Below are 20,441 nucleotides of genomic sequence, written 5' to 3' on the forward strand. Positions count from 1 at the left end.
GAAGTCGTCACAGAGTACGACCGCTCCGGACTGATCAAGCAGGCGGTCAGGACTCTTCAGACCAAACTGTGGGAGGAGATGCTCGCGGTGGCCCTGATCGTCGTCATCTTCCTGTTACATGTGAGGAGCGCGTTCGTCGCGTTGATCACCGTGCCGGTGGGCATTCTGATTTCTCTCACGGTGATGTACCTGCTGGGCATCAACGCAAATATTATGAGCCTGGGCGGCATCGCTATCGCGATTGGAGTGATGGTGGACGCATCTCTCGTTATGGTCGAGAACGCCCACAAGCACCTGGAACGTACCAGAGATCGACTCGGACGAGAACTTCGGGAAAAAGAACGCTTCATCGCAATCGTCGACGCGGCTAAGGAAGTCGGGCCCAGCCTGTTCTTTTCGCTGCTGATCGTAACCGTCAGTTTCCTTCCCGTGTTTACGCTTGAGCAGGTGGAAGGGCGCCTATTCAGACCGCTCGCCTTCACGAAGACGTTTGCGATGAGCGCGTCTGCTCTCCTCGCGATCACTCTCGTGCCCGCCCTGATGGTGACCTTTATCAGGGGACGGATTCCCAACGAGAAGACCAACCCGGTCGCGCGCTTCTTCATCGCATCCTATCGACCGGTCATCCGATTCACGTTGCGGCACCCGGTCGGGATCCTCGTGGCAAGTCTCATCATCCCGATCGTTACGCTGCTGCCGCTGCAGCGAATGATTTTTGATCGGACCATCGTTCCGTTTCCGCAACTCGGATCTGAATTCATGCCGCCTCTTAATGAGGGGGACTTGTTGTACATGCCTACAACGCTTCCCGGTGTTTCAATTCAGAAGGCAAAGGAGCTACTGCAGCAGACCGACCGGATCATCGCAGGGTTTCCGGAGGTGCAGAGTGTCTTCGGCAAGGCGGGACGGGCCGAGTCGGCCACGGATCCAGCACCGCTGTCGATGATCGAAACGACAATCATCCTCAAACCGCGGGCAGAATGGCGACCCGGGATGACGATCCCCCGTCTCGTAGACGAACTTGATGCCGCAATTCAGATTCCCGGACTGACGAACGCGTGGACGATGCCTATTCGCGCAAGAACGGACATGCTGGCGACGGGTATCCGAACTCCCGTAGGTATAAAGATTGCAGGCGCCGACCTCAAGGTTCTCGAGCAGATCGGGTCCCGGATAGAGGGTGTAATCCGGGGAGTGTCAGGTACACGATCTGTATTTGCGGAGCGAGTGGCCGGCGGCTATTTCGTTGATATCGACGTGAACCGGGCGGAGGCTGGACGCTTCGGGCTGACAACGAGCGACGTCCTGGATGTCGTCGCATCGGCTGTCGGAGGTATGAACGTGACAAGGACGGTCGAGGGCCTGGAGAGATACCCCGTCAACGTGAGATACCCCGAAGCCTATCGTGATAATATCACGGCGCTACGCGACGTTCTGGTGTCTACTCCGAACGGAATTCAGTTACCGCTGGGTCAACTGGCCGACGTGAGCCTCACTACGGGCCCGCCGATGATTAAGAGTGAGAATGCGCGGCCGAACGCATGGGTTTTTGTCGACCTGAACGATGGTGTCGACATCGGGTCATACGTTCAGGAGGCCCGACGCGCCGTTGCGGATGCCGTCGACCTTCCGGCCGGATACTCGCTCGCATGGAGCGGGCAATTCGAATACATGGAACGAACCAGCCGGCGGCTTCAGGTGCTGGTGCCGCTGACGCTGGCTGTCATCTTCCTGCTGCTCTTTGTGCACCTTCGAAGCGGAGTCGACGCCCTGCTGCTGATGATCCCGCTTCCATTCGCCGCGATGGGTGCCGTCTGGCTTCTCGTTCTGCTCGACTACAATATGAGCGTCGCTGTCGGAGTGGGAATTATCGCGGTGGCCGGACTCGCGGCCGAAACGGCGTTGGTCATGCATGTGTATCTGCACGAAGCGGTCGAACGGTATCGGCTCGGCGGCCGCCTCGTCGATCGATCGAGTCTTGGCAGTGCCCTCGAGGAAGGAGCGGTGGACCGGGTTCGCCCCAAACTGATGACTGTTTTCACAACGATTATCGGACTCCTGCCGATCATGTTTGGCACCGCCATCGGCACCGAGGTGATGAAACGCATTGCGGCGCCCATGATCGGTGGACTCATCACCTCAACCATCAACACATTGATTATGATTCCGGCTATATATGCGCTCGTCTATGGCATCCGGTACAGAGACGAGATATCAGGTAAATCCGTTGGCAGCGGCGAAGCGGACGAGGGCGAGGTGGCAGGGGTGATCGCCAACCGGTAGCAACAGCCTGAAGTCGGTATGAGATCTCGACGAAAGCGACACGTCCGGCTCGCATATCAGACGGACATGTGCAATACTCTGACTGCTTTCTCCGCGACAAGGCCGGCAGGTTTGACACCGTTCGGTGGCGCCTCGCCGGCGCAACGATCGCCGGACGATGGATGTGACACGCATTGCTGTAATCGAACAAGACAGAACAGACATGGAAACGTATTACTTCTCGACAACGCTCGACGCGGGCATGGACGAGGCCCGGCAGCAAGTCGTGGATGCTCTCCAGAAAAAGGGCTTTGGTGTTCTGACCGAAATAAATGTTGCCGCGACTCTCAAGAAGAAGCTGGACGTCGATTTCAGGCCGTACGTGATCCTCGGAGCCTGCAATCCCGGGTTTGCACATCAGGCACTGCTCGCGGAAGACAAGATCGGCACGATGCTGCCGTGCAATGTGATTCTCCAGGATGCCGGCAACGGGCGAACGGAGGTGGCGGCAGTCGATCCCATGGCGTCCATGCAGGCCATCGAGAACGAGACGCTTGGTACGGTCGCGAGCCAGGTTCGGGAGATGCTGAAATCCGTTATCGACGCGCTGTAGAAGACCAGGGAACGAATTGATCTATCCGCGACGCTCTCAGGATGTGGAGGACGTCGGCCGGCACTACGACGCGCTCGACGAATTCTATCGTGAAGTCTGGGGAGATCACGTCCACCATGGCCTCTGGTTGAGCGGTGACGAGTCAAATGATGTGGCAGTGCGCAATCTTGTGTCGTACGCGACTCGGCACACAACGCTGCCGCCGGGCACGACCGTCTGCGATGTTGGATGCGGCTACGGTGCCGTCGCCAACCTTCTTGCCGGAGAGCACGGCGCTGTCGTAACCGGACTCACCGTGTCAGAACGCCAGTATGATTACGCCCTGCGTGAGTACGGAAGTCCACAATGCGAATTTCTGCTCAGAGACTGGATGCGAAATGAACTGGATGATTCGAGCTTCGACGTAGTCCTGGCAATCGAATCACTCAGTCACATGCCGGACAAGTCGCGGTTCTTCTCCGAGACCTTTCGAGTGCTGAGGCCGGGAGGCACACTGGTCGTCGCCGCCTGGCTCGCTGGACCATCGGTCGGCCGTCTTCAGCGGCGCCATCTGCTGCAGGCCATATGCTCCGACGGCCGGCTGCCCTCCATGGCGAACGCGGGCGAGGCCCGCGAGATGGCTCGCACTGCGGGATTCGACGAAATAGTCGTCGAGAATGTCACAGGTCGAGTCCGACGCACCTGGTGGATCTGTCAACGCCGACTAGTCGCAAGAATCCTGACCGATCGCCGATATCAACGCTACCTGCTGGATGCAGCGAGTTCCGACAGGAAATTCCTGCTCACGATCTTCCGCATTCTCGCTGCTTACCGGACCGGCGCGATGCAGTACGGGTTGTTTTCGTTCGCGAAACCCCCGGCGTCGAGCTGACGAACCCGCCGGCAACTACTCGATCACGATCGTCTGTAAAGCTCTCGCGTCAATCGTAGTGCCTACCGTCCTGTCTCCGATGCTGACCCCGTATTCTACAGCGTCGTCTGTCTGATTCAGAACGGCGACGACGATCTGACCGCCCTCATTCCGGAAGGCCGTTACCATCAGATTCGGCGGACTCGAACCTACGCCGATACGCACTGCACCCGGCCGGATGAACTTGCTGAACTGCGCGAGTACGTAGTAGAGCGGTGTGTAGTACACCTCATCCGTTTCGGGCTTCGCAATCACGGGTGCGATGCACCAGTTGCTTGCATGGTTAGGACCGCCCTGTGTATCCAGCACCATGTTCCAGTCGATCCATCCAACGAACCAACTGTTCAACCCTCCGATGATATCACGGGCGTAACGGAACGCCGGTACGTATTTCGGGTGGAGCGGCTTGTCCTCTTCAGGCGCCCAGTCCCATCCCCAGTCGGTGGCTTCCGGCCGCCAGTACCAGTCGTCATCCTGCCACACCGGTATCTCGGCGTCAATGGTTCCTTCCGTGTGCAGAATCTGTTTGTCGGGGTACCGGTCGTGCAGCGCGTTCAGCACCTCCGGGTACCATTCGACCGTACTGCTGTACCAGTGGACGGCAGTCCCCCATACGTATTTCGAGGCGTCGGGATCGGCCAGAATCGTGTCGACCCATTCTTCAACGTGATCCCGGTTCTGGTCATAGATCAGAATCTTACTTTCAATACCGTCCTGCTCGAAACGCGGGCCGAGATGGTTCTTCAGAAAGTCGAGCATCGAGGCCGGCGTGTAGATCATGCTCTCCCAGTTCCCTCCATTGCCGAGCGGCTCGTTCTCGATGGTGACGCCCCAGATGTCGATCCCCTGATCCCTGTAGGCTTCGATATACTTCGAGAAATACAACGCCCACGTTGGATAGTACTCCGGCTTCAGAGCGCCGTCGTTCCAGTCGTTGTTGTCTTTCATCCACGGCGGCGCAGTCCACGGCGATGCGATAATCTGAAAGCCGGACGGTGAGACTGCAGCAGCATCCTTGATCAAAGGAATGACATCGTCCATGTCCTCTTCGATGCTGAAGTGCTCAAGCAACGTATCGCCCGGCACCTCGGCGTACGCATAGTTCCGGAGCGAGAAGTCCGAGCTGTTGATGTGCGTTCGCGTCAACGTGTATGCCGCCCCATCCGGGCCGAAGTACGCATCGATGACCTCGCTGCGTTTTTCGTCACTGAGCTGATTCAGGACATACGCGGTCGATTCTGTAAACGAACCGCCAAAACCAAGAATCTGCTGATATTCCGTGGCGGGATCGAGGGACAGGACCGGGTGGTCCAATCGATCCTCTGCGGCAAATCGCAGAGTCCCCTTCTCGGCCAGTTTGTCGCCGCCTCTTGACGTCTGATATACGGCCGCCGTTGCATAGGCGCGGTCTTCCTCAGGCGCGTTTTTGTCAACACAACCCACGAGAACGGCCGCGAGCAACGACAGGAGAATCGGTCGGCTAGATAGCATCTGGTTCACTTTCGTATTGGGTGTAACCGGTCGCTTTCGTCCTCAACACCGCACAGAACGCCGCCGGAAGGTCGTTTCACTATTCGGATCCAGCGGGCCGTATGCGAATCGCCTGGCCACCTCCTGGCGCAAGACGTAGATCCAGCACCGTGTCGCGGGTTACCGCCCGTTCCGAGATCGTCATGGCATATGGACGCGTCTCCCAGTCGGCATTGAAAGCGTCGGCGTAAATTTCAGCGACGTACTCACGCCCATCCTCCAGAAACGTCAGCGCCACATCGAGCTGACGCGCGAATTCGTCCGTCACGCTTCCGACGTACCACTCGTCGCTTCGACGATCCTTGCGAGCAATCGTCACATAGTCGCCGATTTTGCCGTTGACCACAATGGTCTCCGACCAGTCCGTCGGCACATCGACGATAAACTTGAACGCCGGATGCCCCTCGTAATTCTCGATGAGGTCGGCCGCCATGTGCAGCGGACTGTAGATGATGACGTAGTTCGCGAGCGCCTTGGCCAGCGTTGTGTTGACACGCGCCACGAGCGGATTCCGTTTGGAACTGCTCAGCGTGAGATCAAAAACTCCGGGAGTAAAATCGAACGGCCCTGCGAGTCCACGCGTGAACGGGATGATCGTCTCGTGCTCTGGCGGATTCCCGCCATCTGTCGCCCACGCGTTGTATTCCATCCCACGTGCACCTTCGCGCGTCATCATGTTTGGCCAGGTGCGCCGAATTCCCGTCTCCTTGATGGGCTCGTGAACGTCCAGCACAATCTGATAGCGGGCAGCCGTCTCAACCACCTTGCGAAAATGTCGCACCATGTACTGCCCGTGGTGGAGTTCGTGGCGCTCGGCGCTGTTGTCCACATAGCCGGTCTTGACCGCCTTCACCCCGAGTCGCCGGTACAGCGCAAATGCTGCGTCCATCTGCTGCTCGTAGTTGTCGATCCCGAACGACGTTTCGTGGTGCCCGACCAGCGTAACGTTACTGGCCGCCGCATACCTCGCCATCTTCTCCAGGTCGAAGTCCGGGTAAGGTCGTGTGAAACTGAACTTGTCGCCGTTTTCACCCCAGTTGCCATCCCATCCGACATTCCACCCCTCGACCAGTACACCATCGAGACCATGCCTGGATGCGAAGTCTATGTAGCGACGCGTGTTCTCCGTCGTTGCCCCGTGCCGCGGACCGGATCCCCATGTCCAGTTGTCCAGATGCATCCCCCACCAGATCCCGACGTACTTGCCGGGCTGAATCCACGACGTATCTACAATCCGACTCGGCTCGTTCAGATTCAGTATCAGATAGGAAGTGATCAGAGCTCCAGCACTTTTCGCAATCTGGATGGTTCGCCAGGGCGATACGAATGGCGCCCGGGCCTTCACCAGAGTTCCATCCGACCACGGCACGAGATTCGCCTCGAGACGACTAGAGCCTCGTGACTGCAATATCATCGATGAGTAATCGGTCAGTGCGGCTTCGTGGATGCTGAGGAACAGTCCACTATCTGTCTCGAGTGTAAGCGGCGTGTGAACCAGGCCCAGCTCCGAAATTGGTGAGCGCTGGTAGAGATACTCGTAGCGATGGACTCTGTAGGCGGGAATCCACCACGCGTCATGGTCTCGGGTGAACGCGAACTCGGTCACCTCGTCGGTAATCACAAAATCCGTAAGGGCCGGTTGCTCTGGCCACTCGTAGCGGAAACCTATGCCGTCATCGAACACTCGAAAAACTATGTTCATGGTGCGCGCCGGCGTTGCGGACGTCGCGAGCTCTACGCTGAGTTCGTTGAAGTGACTCCTGATGTCCTTCGCCTCCCCCCACGGCTGACGCCATGTCTCGTCGACCGATCGTCGGCTGATGCCTGTCATCACCAGGCCATCGTGAAAGCCATTGGCACCGCGCAGCCGCACACCCAGACGCGACGGCTCGATCACCTCCATCTCACCGTACACCACGTTGTAGAACGCACGGCCGTCAACCAGCAGGAAGACGACCATGACCTCCTCGTTGGGTGACGTGACGATGAGGTGGTCGGCCGGCGGATCGCCGTGGGCTGACGGAGTACCTTTGGCCGCGCCGACGTGCGCGAAAACGCAAAGGGCGGCAGCAAGGATCGGAATCATCGAAACTCTCATCCTGAATACCATAACGTGATGATGGCGACGCCTGAATCAATCCACGCTCTCTAATCTAGTGAGCACGCCCGAACCGCGCCCAGACCGTATCCTGCCATCCTGTCACGCCGCTACTCTTGGTACGCTTTTCGATGCCAATGTAAATCCACGAGCAAGACAAGCGTTCTGCCAATACGTCGGGACGCGCCCGCGATTCAACCTGCATGAATATGAATCTTCAGAAGTTTACGATAAAGGCGCAGGAAGCCGTCCAGCGTGCGCTGGAAATTGCCTCATCTCGCAGTCATCAGGGCCTCGAGTCCCCTCACCTGATGCGGGCATTCCTCGACAATGAGGACAGCGTGGTTCTATCGCTCTTCCAACATCTGGGAGCAAGCACGGACCTCATTTCTGCAAGAACGGATCAGGCACTCGACAAGCTGCCGGTAGTGAGCGGGTCGAGCGTATCGGGACAATACCTCGGTCAGGAGATGAAGAAGATCTTCGACCGGGCGCTGGCTGAGGCGAAGGTGCTCAAGGACGAGTATGTGGCCGTCGAGCACCTGCTCATCGCTATCGCGGAGGCAAAAGATACTATTGGTGAAACCCTTTCGTCGCAGGGCGTGACAAAGGACTCCATTGTCAACGTGCTGCAGGAAGTGCGCGGTAGCCAGCGCGTTACCGATCAGCATGCGGAGAGCCGGTACAATGCGCTGGATCGCTTCACGCGCAATCTGAATGAACTGGCGAAGCTGGGAAAGATCGACCCGGTCATCGGTCGCGACGAAGAGATCCGTCGTGTGCTGCAGATCCTCTCCCGCCGCACCAAGAACAACCCCGTTCTGGTTGGTGAGCCGGGCGTAGGGAAGACCGCGATTGCAGAAGGCATCGCGATCCGCATCGTGCAGGGCGACGTGCCCGATGGTCTGAAAGACAAGCGCATCGTGGCACTCGACATGGGTGCGCTCATTGCCGGCGCGAAGTACCGCGGCGAGTTCGAGGATCGACTGAAGGCCGTCGTCAAAGAGATCACTGAGGCGGAAGGAGAGATCGTCGTCTTTATTGACGAGCTCCACACGATCGTTGGAGCGGGCGCAGCCGAGGGCGCGATGGACGCCGCGAACATCCTCAAGCCCGCCCTTGCGCGGGGTGAGTTGAGAGCAATCGGCGCGACGACCCTCGACGAGTACCGAAAACACTTTGAAAAGGACAAGGCACTCGCGCGTCGATTCCAGAAGGTCGTCATCCCGGAACCGTCTGTGGAGGATACGATCTCTATCCTGCGAGGTATCCGCGAGAAGTACGAAGTTCACCACGGCGTTCGTATCACCGATGCGGCGATTGTAGCGGCGTCAGAACTGAGTCACCGGTACATATCCGATCGCTTCCTGCCCGACAAGGCCATCGATCTTATCGACGAAGCGGCGGCCCGGATGCGCATCGAGATCGATTCGATGCCCGAGGAGCTCGATCAACTCGAACGCAGTATTCGCCAGCTTGAGATCGAGCGTGCGGCCGTCAAGCGCGACAAGGATGCGGAGAAGCTCGAGAACATCGCGAGACAGCTCGCCGACCTGCAGGAGACTCGCACAGAACTGCGGGCGCGTTGGACGCGAGAGAAGGAGCTCATTCAGGATATTCGGCACGCGAAGGAAGGGATCGATAATCTAAAGATCGAGGCCGAAGGCCTTGAGCGCAGTGGCGACTACGGCAACGTCGCCGAGATTCGCTACGGCAAGATTCCGCAGCTCGAACAGCAGATCATCGAGGCCAAGCAGAGCCTCGACGAAATCCAGTCGAACGGAGCACTGCTCAAGGAAGAGGTTGACGAGGAAGACATTGCTGGAATCGTGTCGCGGTGGACCGGAATCCCCGTCTCCCGCATGCTCGAGAGCGAGAGGTCCAAGCTTCTCCGAATGGAAGAAGAACTGACGAGGCGCGTCGTGGGTCAGCCCGAGGCCGTCGAAGCCGTGGCTAACGCGGTCCGCCGGGGCCGCGCAGGTCTTCAGGAAGAGTCGAGACCGATCGGATCCTTCATCTTCCTGGGTACCACGGGCGTCGGAAAGACCGAACTCGCGAAAGCGCTCGCTGAATTCCTGTTCAACGACGAGCAGGCCATGGTCAGAATCGACATGAGCGAATACCAGGAGAGGCACACGGTGAGCCGGCTTGTCGGTGCACCTCCCGGATACGTCGGCTACGAAGAAGGCGGCCAGCTCACGGAAGCGGTGCGAAGACGGCCGTACGCAGTGGTGTTGCTCGACGAAATCGAGAAGGCGCACCCTGAGGTGTTCAATATCCTTCTTCAGATGCTCGACGACGGACGCCTCACAGATAACCAGGGCCGGACGACGGATTTCAAGAATGCCATAGTCATCATGACAAGCAACCTCGGCTCTGAGGTAATCCGCGACCGCATGGAGGCGTTCGAAGATGGGCTGGGCTCCGCTGAGCAAGAGTCGATAAAGAACGAAATACTGGAACTTCTGAAGAAGCAACTTCGGCCGGAGTTTCTGAATCGGATCGATGAGATCGTGATGTTCAGAGCACTGGGCCGCGATCAGATTCGGGAGATCGTGGAGATCCAGTTTGCCCGGATCCAGTCGCTCGTGATGCGCAGTCACGGAATCAATCTGCAGATGACGGACGACGCGAAAGACTGGCTCGCGAGTCAGGGATTTGACCCGGTGTTCGGCGCTCGACCACTGAAGCGTGTGCTTCAGCGTCAACTGACCAATAAGCTCGCTGAGGAGATTCTTGGCGGATGGCTACAGGATGGGTCCGAGGTCCGGGCCGATCGTGCACCCGACGAGAGTGGACTGGTCTTCGAGATCCTTCGCGAGGAAGAACTGGCTGACGCCTGATCCCAAACTGACCGACGGTGTCCGATGCTGATGAATCCCCTACGATCGCGTAGGGGATTTCCGGTCTACCGTATCGGGATAGCGCTTCCACGTTGCTCCGTACGCACCTGCTATCTTCGCTGCGGAATAAAAAACCAGCAGCAGACATTCATGAAATACCTTCAGATAACACTATCCCTCTGCCTATTCCTCCTGACGGGATGGAACGTCTCGTCCGCGAGTGCTCAGTCCGCGCAGGACCAGGGAGTGTACGAATACGTCGTCCGGGCGGCGGACGGCTCGATAGATTCCATCACAAACGCGGTTCAGGATGCACTGCTGGGTGCCGGCTGGGAAATCGTCGCCAACGTCGCTCCGGGTGCTCCAGCCTCCTGCAGCTACGCCGCGAGCGTGGTTATCGCCCACCGCCCCGCCTATGGAAACGTTGTGATGAGGGCGAACAACGCCACAGGACCGTTCGGCGTCCTCGACCGCATCAACATCTTTGAGGATGAAGACGGAGTACATGTGTCGATCGTGAACCAGCGGAATATCATCCGCACTGTATTAATGAACGACACGGGCTATGCAGATTTCGTAGAGCAGCACGTGACCGGCCTGCGCACAGCCATTCTTGATGCGGTCACGGGCTCAGAAAGCGTCAGGCAGTATGGCCAGGTCAGGAGCAAGGGATACATCGGGCGAACAATGGGCGTGATGGCAGGCGGAAGGTTCGACGGCAAGGTCAAGGATGTTGCTCTGATACCGGGCCGATCACTCAACGAAGTTGCGAACCTGGTAGAGCAAGGACTTCGTCGTCCCGGCGAGAAGTGGGGTACGGGGCTCTCATTCAGAGTGGATCTGGCCCAGTACCAGACGGTCCTGTTCGGGACGACCGGCACGCCGCTGGATTCGAAGTCGTTTGAGATCGTCGGAGCGGGTGAAGATTCCGAGCGGGACGGCTTTGCGTGTCCGGGACTGGCGCACGCCGGAGCATATCCCATCGAGCTGGTTGTGACAGCCACCGATGACGGCGTCGCGATCCGGATGGTGGACGCGATGTACCGCATGAAGATGTATTTCGAGGATGCCGGCAAGATCGCTTTCATGAAGAACATGACGATGCCAGGGTCCATTGCAGGGGAGCTGGAGAACAAGTGCGAGATGGCTGGAGCATAGGATCTCGGAGTTGGTCATTGAGAGTCCCTCCGCAGGTGGCTGCGGGGGGACTTTTTTGTATCGCTGGCCGCCTGCCAGACGAATTCCTTGTTAACCGCGGAGGGTATCCCGGCGTCGGCAACGAGAACCCGGATGATCAGGCGCCGATGGCGGGCGCGACGGGCCTCCCTCTTTCTGTCCGAGCCCTCAATCTTGCCATGTATCCGAGCAATAACGGCTATCGGAGTAAAGACGTTTAGCGAGTCGAGTCTGCAAGCGCAGCATTTACAACAGGCTGCGTCAATCGATGGCACGACCCATCGGCAACGCCATATTGCTTGCAAAACGGCTATAAACTCCGTTTCTTTGGAGGTCGTCGTCCAAACCAGGCACCACGGTGCCGTCTGCCAGATCCCCCCACCGGCAGAGTAAATCAACGCTCTCACAGTTCCGCCAATATGTACCTAAGCAAGTTGGACCTGCATGGCTTCAAGAGCTTCGCGGGTCGAACCGATCTGCAATTCGATCCAGGCGTCACAGCCGTAGTTGGGCCGAACGGATGCGGCAAATCCAATATCGTTGACGCCGTCCGCTGGGTCGTAGGTGAGCAACGCGCACGCGTGCTCCGTTCCGAGAAAATGGAAAACATCATTTTCAACGGGACATCCAAACGACGACCCCTCGGCATGGCCGAGGTCAAACTCACGATCGAGAATACGCGCGGTATCCTGCCCGTAGAATATGCGGAAGTCACGATCGGGCGGCGCCTTTTTCGCTCCGGCGAATCCGAGTATCTGCTCAACGGCGTCCAGTGCAGACTCAAGGACATCACCGACCTCTTCATGGACACGGGCATGGGTGCCGGGGCCTACTCCGTGATCGAACTCAAGATGATCGAGGAGATCCTGTCCGACAATGCACAGGACCGCCGGCGACTATTCGAAGAAGCGGCAGGCATCACCAAGTACAAGCTTCGCCGGACGCAGACGATGCGCAAGCTCGACTCGACTCAGGCCGACCTCACGCGTCTGCGCGACCTGGTCGACGAAATCGACAAGCGCGTCCGCAGCCTCAAGCGTCAGGCGAACAAGGCGGCTCGGTACAAGGAGTTTGAAGACGAACTGCGAACGCTGGAACTCGCTTTCTCCTTTCTCGAGTTCACCCGCCTGAACCAACAAGGACTGACCATTGACGGCGAGATGCGAGACCTGCACGATGACCTCGAAGGTCAGAATGCCCGGCAGTCTCAGTTCGAGGCAGATCTCGAGTCACTCCGTATCGACCAGATCAAGAAAGAGGAAATTCTCGTCACGCGCGAGGCAGGCCTGCAAAGTCATCTCGAGGAAGTTCGGCGGATCGAAGCGGACCTCCGGCTCATCGGCCAGCGTCTTGAGACGGTCGCACGGGACAGGGTTCGGAGCGAGCGCGAACGGGCCGAGGCCCTCGACAGGATCGGAACACTGAAATCGTCGGTCATCCGGCTCGATCAGTTGCTGACCGCCACCCGGCCGGAACTCGAACGCCTCCTTCACGAACTGGAACGCGCGAGAGAGACCCGCGACCTCACGAGCGCAGAGGCGGAGACCCTTCGAACACGCCTTCAGGAAGCAAGAGACCTTGAGCGCTCCACCGCCGAGACCATGGCGGCCACCCAGCGAAATCTCGACCGTCTCGTCAGCCGAAAAGAGCTGCTCGAGCAAGACGGTGAATCATGTCTCGTACAGTCAACCGAACTCTCTACCGCGGCAGAGACACTTGCAGGTGAAGTAGCGACCGCGTCGGACGTGGCCGATGAGAAGCATCGTGCGCTTGCTGAGGGAAGGGAAGCCGTCAGCCAGGCTGAGACGGAGCGCCGCGCCCTGGAACAGGAAGTCGAAGAAGCCACTAACGTATTACGCCGCATCGAGAAACAGCGAGAGGCCGCAGCAACTGAAGAGCAGCTTCTCGGAAGTCTCGTGACCTCGTACGAGGACTTCTCGGAGGCGGTGCAATTCCTGGCAGAGCAGTCGAGTCAGTCGGGAGCAGAGTTGAAGACGGTGGCCGACCTCGTCTCGTGCCATGAGCGCGACCGCCTTGCACTTGATGCTGCGCTGGGCGACATGGCGTCCTGCATCGTGGTAGGTACGGAGACCGAAGCCGGTGAAGCCATGGTCAGCCTTCGCCGCCAGGGTAAAGGCCGTGCGACATTCCTCATCCTGTCACGGCTGGAAAAGGCCGCCGGGCGACTCGAGCTTGCTACCACTTCCCACGGTGAGCTACTGGAGAACCTAACACGAATCGCGGACGAATACCGACCCCTGATCAGGGTGCTGCTTCACAATTGTGTCGTCACGGACTCGACCGACGAGGCGGCCGAGGTGGCCCGGCGTCTTGAGGACGGATATCGTGTCTTCAGCCGAACAGGTGAATGGGTCGATGTCCGCGGCATAGTATTCGGAGGCAGCGATCAGCCGGGCACGTCGACTTCGGCAGCACGACTTGGCCGCCGCGAACAACTTGACGCCGCGCGCGAGCGATTGCAGGAGTACGATCGAGAGCTGGCTGTCTGCGCGTCGAAGGTTGACGAACTGAAACGCCGTCTGGAGCAGGACCAGCTCGCCGACAAACGAATGGCTCTTGCACAGGCCGAGCAGACGGCCGTTGAGGTCGACAAGGCGCTGGCAAGAGTCGAGTTTCAGCTGGGTTCTCTCAACGACCGTGTTCGTGAGCTCGCCGATCGGCAAAAGACGATTCGCGATACGATAGCCCGCACCGAAGGTGAAATAGAAGATCACAAGGTGGCCGTCGACAAGACCCGCATGGATCTTGTTGAGAAGAGCGACCTCCGCGCAGACGTTGAGGAAAGATTCAACGCGGCCGAGGCTTTGAGTCGTGCGGCGCTTACCGCGTTCAGCGAAGCGAACCTTCTTGCACTCGAGAAGCGGAACGAAGTCGAGAACCTGGAGCGCGACATCGAGCGAACCGGCAACCAGATCGATGAAACCTCAGAGCGCGCCGAACGGCTCACAACAGAACTGACGCAGCTGGAGGAGACGGCCATTTCCGAGACGGAAAAGCGCGACGTACTTCGCGACAAGCTCTCCTCCGTCCGGGAGGATCGACCCGATCTCGAATCGACGGTCTCTGCGGCGAAGGATGAGGTCATGGAAACGAGGTCGACTATTTCGAGCCTCGAAGCCGAGCTGCGAAAAGTGCGACAGACACGCGAGGAGCGAATTCGCGAAGAAAATACGCGTGCGGTCAGAAAAGCCGAAATCCAGACACGTCTGGAAGATCTGCTCGAGCACGTCAAGATCGATTTCGACGTAAATCTGGAGACGGCCGAAATCGAGATCCCGGAGGGCATGACGGAGGTCGAGACCCGGGACAAGGTGCACGACCTACGCGACCGAATCCGGTCCATGGGCCCCGTGAACGCGCTCGCGCTCGATGAGTACGAAACGGAGAAGGAGCGATTCGATTTCATTTCCGCCCAGCTCATCGACCTCGAGAAAGCCGAAGAAACGCTCCTCGAGACCATCGCGGAGATCAACACGACTGCGGCCACCCGATTCGACGAGACCTTCCAGGCAATCCGTACGAACTTTGCCGACTTGTTTCGGGAGTTGTTCGGTGGTGAAGCAGCGGCTGACGTTGTGCTGGTCGACGAGGCTGATCCGCTCGAGTCAGCAATCGAGGTGTTCGCCCGCCCGCGCGGAAAGCGTCCGAGCGTGCTCGCGCAGCTCTCCGGTGGTGAGAAGACCCTCACGGCCATCGCGCTTCTGTTCGCGATTTACCTCGTCAAGCCAAGTCCGTTCTGCATCCTCGACGAGGTGGATGCGCCGCTCGATGACGCGAACATTACCCGCTTCATGCATTTGATCCGAAAGTTCTCGGAGACGACGCAGTTCATCCTTGTGACGCACAACAAGCGCACGATGGAGGCGGCCGACCGTATGTATGGTGTGACGATGCAAGAGCAGGGCGTCTCCAGTCTGGTGGGTGTTCGGTTCGAGGAGACGCTGGAGACGGCGTGAGGACGATAGCTCAGCACCATGGCGAGGGAGCGTGAGACTGGTTCTCGCACTGTCGTTGCGCGGGGTTGATAGCGAGTGCAGTAATCTGAACCGTCGCATCTGACCCCATGCCCGGATCGCCACGTCGACCAGGGGTCTCCTCGCGAAGACGATGATCATTGGCCTGGCGAGCGAGCGTGAGACTGGTTCCCGCACTGTCGTTGCGAGCGAGTGGCAGCGAGCGAGCAATCTGAGACCTCACATCTTACCCCACCGCCCGGATCGCCACGTCGACCAGGGTCTCCTCGCGGAGACGATTGGTCCTGATCGTTGTGCGAGAGCAACGCCCGCGCTGAACGACCTGCTCAGTCGGGCCGGGACAGCCGTCCTGCCGGCACGTACCACGTCCTCACCTCGGCGGAAAAGCGACCTGCGGCCACAGCCGGATCAGCCTCCGCCCATGCCTTCGCCTCTTCGAGAGACGACGCCCGCAGCAGCGTGAAGCCAACAAGAGATGCCGCAGCCGTAGAGTCCGGAGCCACACCTCCCGCCGCAATCGCTCGCCCATCGGCCTGCAGCCGAAGCTGGTACTGAATATGTTCGTTCATCAGCTCCTGAAGTGCCTCCCTCTGCCATTCCACAACGGGGCCCGGACGAATCAACATGACGAAGTAGGTCTCCCATTCCGTGGGCAGAGGCAACGGCTCTTCCTGCCCCACGACTGAGTTGACCTGAGCGGACCCCGGCGCAACGAGAAACACACCGAGCAGCAACAAACTGACGAGTCGCATACGCCTACCCCTCCTGGGCCTTCCGATCCAGCAGCGTCTCTATCCGCCGTCTTGCCTCCGCTACCTGTGGCTGAAGCACCGCATCGGCATCCTTCCACCGCTCTGCCATTCGCGTGTAGGCCGCGATCGCCTCGTCAGTGTCGCCGCGTTCCTCGTAGAGCGAGCCCAGTTTGAACAGTGCTATCGCTTCGGTGTCCTTGTTCCAGGGCAAAGCGAAGATGTCAATCGCCGACGTAAACTGCACGTAGTGCTTGATTGCTGCGTCCAGTGCCCCCCTTTTCTCCTCCAGGTTCCCCTGCCAGTCATGAAAGCAACGCGTGCAGGCGATCTCATCGCGGGCCGCATCGATCTCAGCCAGTGCACTCTCGACTTGTTTGTCATCGTTTAGCGCCCTGACATAGGCCCCCACAGCCCGACCCCACGGCTCGGACTCCTCTCCGGTTTTCGCGTGATGCTCTTCGTGCCGCACCACCCACGGCAATGCTTCTTTATGAAAGCCGAGCGTCACGTGCGTCATCGCGAACCATGCGTAGGGATCGTCGTCATCTTCGATCAGATTATTCTCCTCCGCGAAACTCAATCCTTCATCAAAGGCGGCTTTCCACCTTCTCGTATCCCCCGTCATAAGGGCTACCTGATGTTCGTAGCCCATGACCCCGCCCAGCGAGTCGCCCTTCCTTTTGAGCGGGTCTTGATCTGGCGATGCAAACCGCTCCCGCCGCATCGCTCGCAGCTTATCACGGTACGGCCTGGCATCCGCAATCCTTCCGCGAGCCCTCAGGAGATGATTCTTCCTCTCCAGCGCACCCATCTCTTCCGGAATACCGACGGCCCGTGCGGCCATCGAATCGGTCCACGCCTCGGCCAATTCGTAATCGTCTTTGAGATATGCCGTCAGCCCAAACAGATCCGCGGAGCTGCTCAGGCCCGGGATGTTGGCTTCAAACTCCTGAAGTTCGTGCTCAGCGTCATCCAGTCGGCCCAGAGCGGCATAATTGATGACGAGGTTCCGCCGAAAAACAGAGGCGTTCTCTACCTCAAGAGCTCTCCTGAGCAGGGGAATCGACTCCTCGTGCCGCTTCTGCCGGCGATACTCGAGCGTCACGTTGTTGAGCGCCACACGGTCGTAGGGGTACCGCCGAAGAACCTCCTCGTACAACCTCGTCACCTCGTCCCGATCTTCCGTCACTTCGGATGCGTAGTAGGCTTCGGCGAGCAGGCGCTCGCGGAGCGGAAGCTGATCCCGGAGTCCATAGGCTTTCGTGATAGCAGCTTTCGAGGAGTCGTCACGATCACCGAGGTTGGAGTGCAGCACGGCCTTCTTGCGATAGGCCATCGCAAAGTTCGAGTCCATCGCAATAACGCGCCGGATCAATCCGAGAGCATCCTCGAACCGACCGGCACTCGCGACCTCGTCAGCCTCGGTAAACAGTCGTAGCGCTTCGGTATTCGAGGTCGTCACCTGACTTAGCGCTTCGCCCGATCGAATGTTGACCAAAGATTCGCCAATCTCTTCCCTCAGCTTGGCGGAAAGCCGGTCAATGGCATCAAGAATGTCGACATCGGATCGGGCACTCTCGCGGTACGCCGCCAGCTGAGAGCCATCAACTCCCGACATAATGCGGGCGTTAAGAATGAACCCTGCTCCGGCAGCGTTGATGTCCCCTTCGATGATCCCCTTTGCGCCCTCCCGCTCGGCGAGTTGCAGCGCCAGGCTCGATGTGAGCGTCGTGTCCGGGTTGATCTCCATTCGCTGAAGCGCCGACTGGACAGCCGACCGGTCCATCAAACGTATTGCAGTGGACTGCGAGAGGTCGATACGGAACGCTTCCGTCACCGTGAGGCCGAGGGTCGGGTCGGTGGTCTGGTTGTGGAAATCTGCTACAATGAGCAGATCCTGCTCCGATAGCGTTCCGCCACTGATGAGCGTGGCGAAGGGGCCGACGCCGGCCGTCCTGAGTCCTACAAATCCGAGTACCACGGCGATGAGTCCAGCGCCTGCGAGTATGCCGCCCTGATAGGCGCGCTTCGTCGTAAGCCACGCCCTCAAACCGGTCAGTTTCTGGCGCTCTCCCGTGTTGAGTGAGGCGCGCTTTCGGTCGAGTGAAGCGCCGTAGAGAACGATTGGAAGCCCCACCAGAGCCAGAAGCACGCCTGCCGGGAATACCCAGCCCGGGAGACCAAACGCGATCATCGTAGCGTACAGAACTCCTAGAACCACCGCTGCTCCGATGCAAAACCTAAGAACAATGCCCTGCAAGCCAGGGACAGCCGCGTTGGACCGGCCGACGGACGGCCTGATCGCCGTCTGAAGCACGGCGTCTCCTGAAAATTCCGCCAGATCATTCGCCATCTCGACGGCCGACTGGTACCGGGTATCGACATCTTTCGACAATGCCTTGCTGACGATGTTAACGATCTCCTCCGGCACATCCGTGAGCGGCGCGGGCTCCTCGTTGAGAATCGAATACGCTATGGCCGCCTCATACGGACCTCCAAACGGGCGACCACCCGATAGCATCTCGTAGAGAACGACGCCGATCGACCAGATGTCCGAACGCGAATCCACGCTCTCGCCACGAGCCTGCTCTGGCGACATGTACGCTGCCGTTCCGATTGTAGAGCCTTCGCGCGTCAACATCGACGATTCGCCAAGCTTGGCAACACCGAAGTCCAGAAGCTTCACCCGGCCCTTTGACGTCACCATCACGTTGGCCGGCTTGACGTCGCGATGAACGATACCCGCGTCATGCGCCGCACCCAGCCCAAGTGCCATTTGCCGGGCGATGCTGCAGGCCTCCGCAGCGCTCATCGTCATGTCGTCGATCGTGTACTTGAGCGTATTTCCGTCGTAGAAGGCCATCACGATGAACAACTGTCCGTCTTCCGCCTCCGCCACATCGTGGATCGTGCAGATGTACGGATCGTCGAGCGAAGACGCCGCCTTCGCCTCCTGGATGAACCGCTCCTTTACGGCGGCATCCGTACTCACCGCGACCGGCAAAAATTTCAGCGCAACAATTCGATCGAGTTTGGTGTCGCGAGCCTTGTAGACGACGCCCATGCCGCCTGCTCCGAGTTGCTCGATGATCTCGTATTGAGCTACTGTCTTGCCGATCATAATTGGTAGGGTTTATTCAGTATGTGCGAATCGGGCCGGTGAGCACTTCACACCGCACTCTGCTACTCGTAATCGTGCTCGAAGTACTCAATGCCACGCTTCGGCACACCCTTCGAGTTGTCCTCGATTCGCTCTGACAGCCGCTGCGCGAACACTTCCGCTGCATTGTATCCATAGTGTGCAAGAAGATGGTTCATGGCGATCACCTCACACAACACGGTCACATTCTTTCCAGGCGTGATCGGAAGCTTCACGAGTGGAAGCTTCACGCCGAGAATCTCGTACTCGTCCTCGACCATTCCAAGCCGCGTATACTCTTCGTCCGGATCCCAGACGTGCATGTTTACGACGACTTCGACTCTCTTCTGAAACCGGATTGCGCGAATGCCAAACATGGCGCGAACGTCCACCAGGCCGAGACCACGAATCTCCATGAAGTGCTGAACGAGATCCGTGCCCGAACCCATCAACAGGTTCTCTTCTTTTTGGGTCGCGATCACAACATCGTCCGCAACTAGGCGGTGGCCCCTCTCGACCAGGTCGAGCGCAACCTCGCTTTTCCCGATTCCGGCTTTCCCCATCAATAGCATTCCGATGCCGTATACATCAACGAGCGAGGCGTGGATTGACTGCTGGAGTGCAAACTGATCGATCAGGAAGTCGCGGAGTACGGACATGAACTCCGTCGACGGCAGCGGCGTCCTGAAGATCGGTATGTCCGCCCGCGTCGCTATGTTGACGAGCGACTTGAGCAGCTTATTTCCTTCCGTCAGGAAGATGCACGGCACTGGGAATTTGACCAGGTTGCGGAACGCTTTTGAACGATCCCTGGCTTCGAGATACATCAGAAACTGGTTCTCCGTATTCCCCAGGACCTGCACTCTCTGGTGGGTAAACAGATCAATGTAACCGGCGAGCGCGAGCCCCGGTCGATGAAGATTGCTCTCGGTGACATTGCGCCCTTCACCGGTGAGTCCGTTCACGGATTCGATCTCCACGCCGACGACGGTCCGCAGATTTTCAATCAGAAATGGTACCGTGATCGAGTCCTTCTTGTACGCGATCGGTTGATGCAGCATTCCCGTCAGAGAAGATGGCATGATCTGCGGTTAAAACGTGATGGGGATTCGCGGTGGAACCA

General features: G+C 58.8%; 11 protein-coding genes. 6 read left to right on the plus strand and 5 right to left on the minus strand.

Features of this window, described 5'->3' with window-relative positions; translation table 11 throughout:
* From HKN37_12540 to HKN37_12550, 3 genes are all read left to right on the plus strand, one after another.
* A partial coding sequence (locus HKN37_12540; GenBank protein NNE47474.1) for an efflux RND transporter permease subunit occupies nucleotides 1-2,283 on the plus strand: 2,283 nt, incomplete at its 5' end.
* Between the two features lie 202 nt (nucleotides 2,284-2,485).
* Nucleotides 2,486-2,875, plus strand: coding sequence for a DUF302 domain-containing protein (locus HKN37_12545; protein ID NNE47475.1), 390 nt, complete (start codon nucleotides 2,486-2,488; stop codon nucleotides 2,873-2,875).
* Nucleotides 2,876-2,891: 16 nt separating this feature from the next.
* Nucleotides 2,892-3,746, plus strand: a complete 855-nt coding sequence (locus HKN37_12550; protein NNE47476.1) for a methyltransferase domain-containing protein — start codon at nucleotides 2,892-2,894, stop codon at nucleotides 3,744-3,746.
* Between the two features lie 15 nt (nucleotides 3,747-3,761).
* Here the strand turns inward: HKN37_12550 and HKN37_12555 are convergent, their stop codons facing one another.
* A complete protein-coding gene (locus tag HKN37_12555) occupies nucleotides 3,762-5,276 on the minus strand; it encodes a glycoside hydrolase family 30 protein (GenBank protein ID NNE47477.1) in 1,515 nt (504 codons plus the stop codon).
* A gap of 79 nt (nucleotides 5,277-5,355) precedes the next feature.
* On the minus strand, nucleotides 5,356-7,413 hold the full coding sequence (locus tag HKN37_12560; protein ID NNE47478.1) for a glycoside hydrolase family 97 protein: 2,058 nt from the start codon (nucleotides 7,411-7,413) through the stop codon (nucleotides 5,356-5,358).
* 209 nt (nucleotides 7,414-7,622) lie between these two features.
* On the opposite strand from HKN37_12560, the gene clpB reads away from it, so the two are divergent.
* From clpB to smc, 3 genes are all read left to right on the plus strand, one after another.
* Nucleotides 7,623-10,256 carry an ATP-dependent chaperone ClpB gene (gene clpB, locus HKN37_12565; protein NNE47479.1) on the plus strand — a complete coding sequence of 878 codons (2,634 nt, stop codon included), beginning with the start codon at nucleotides 7,623-7,625 and terminating at the stop codon, nucleotides 10,254-10,256.
* 150 nt (nucleotides 10,257-10,406) lie between these two features.
* Nucleotides 10,407-11,414: a hypothetical protein gene (locus tag HKN37_12570; GenBank protein NNE47480.1), complete on the plus strand. Its 1,008-nt coding sequence runs from the start codon at nucleotides 10,407-10,409 to the stop codon at nucleotides 11,412-11,414.
* Nucleotides 11,415-11,851: 437 nt separating this feature from the next.
* Nucleotides 11,852-15,409, plus strand: a complete 3,558-nt coding sequence (smc, locus tag HKN37_12575; GenBank protein NNE47481.1) for a chromosome segregation protein SMC — start codon at nucleotides 11,852-11,854, stop codon at nucleotides 15,407-15,409.
* 344 nt (nucleotides 15,410-15,753) lie between these two features.
* On the opposite strand, the gene HKN37_12580 is transcribed toward smc, so the two are convergent.
* From HKN37_12580 to HKN37_12590, 3 genes are all read right to left on the minus strand, one after another.
* A complete protein-coding gene (locus HKN37_12580; GenBank protein ID NNE47482.1) occupies nucleotides 15,754-16,179 on the minus strand; it encodes a hypothetical protein in 426 nt (141 codons plus the stop codon).
* Nucleotides 16,180-16,183: 4 nt separating this feature from the next.
* Entirely contained in the window at nucleotides 16,184-19,300 is a 3,117-nt protein-coding gene (locus tag HKN37_12585; GenBank protein ID NNE47483.1) for a protein kinase, read from the minus strand.
* A gap of 62 nt (nucleotides 19,301-19,362) precedes the next feature.
* Complete coding sequence (locus tag HKN37_12590) at nucleotides 19,363-20,379, minus strand: HPr kinase/phosphorylase (GenBank protein NNE47484.1); 1,017 nt, start codon at nucleotides 20,377-20,379, stop codon at nucleotides 19,363-19,365.
* Nucleotides 20,380-20,441 lie beyond the last annotated feature (62 nt).

Source organism: Rhodothermales bacterium (genome assembly GCA_013002345.1).
Lineage (GTDB): Bacteria > Bacteroidota > Rhodothermia > Rhodothermales > JABDKH01 > JABDKH01.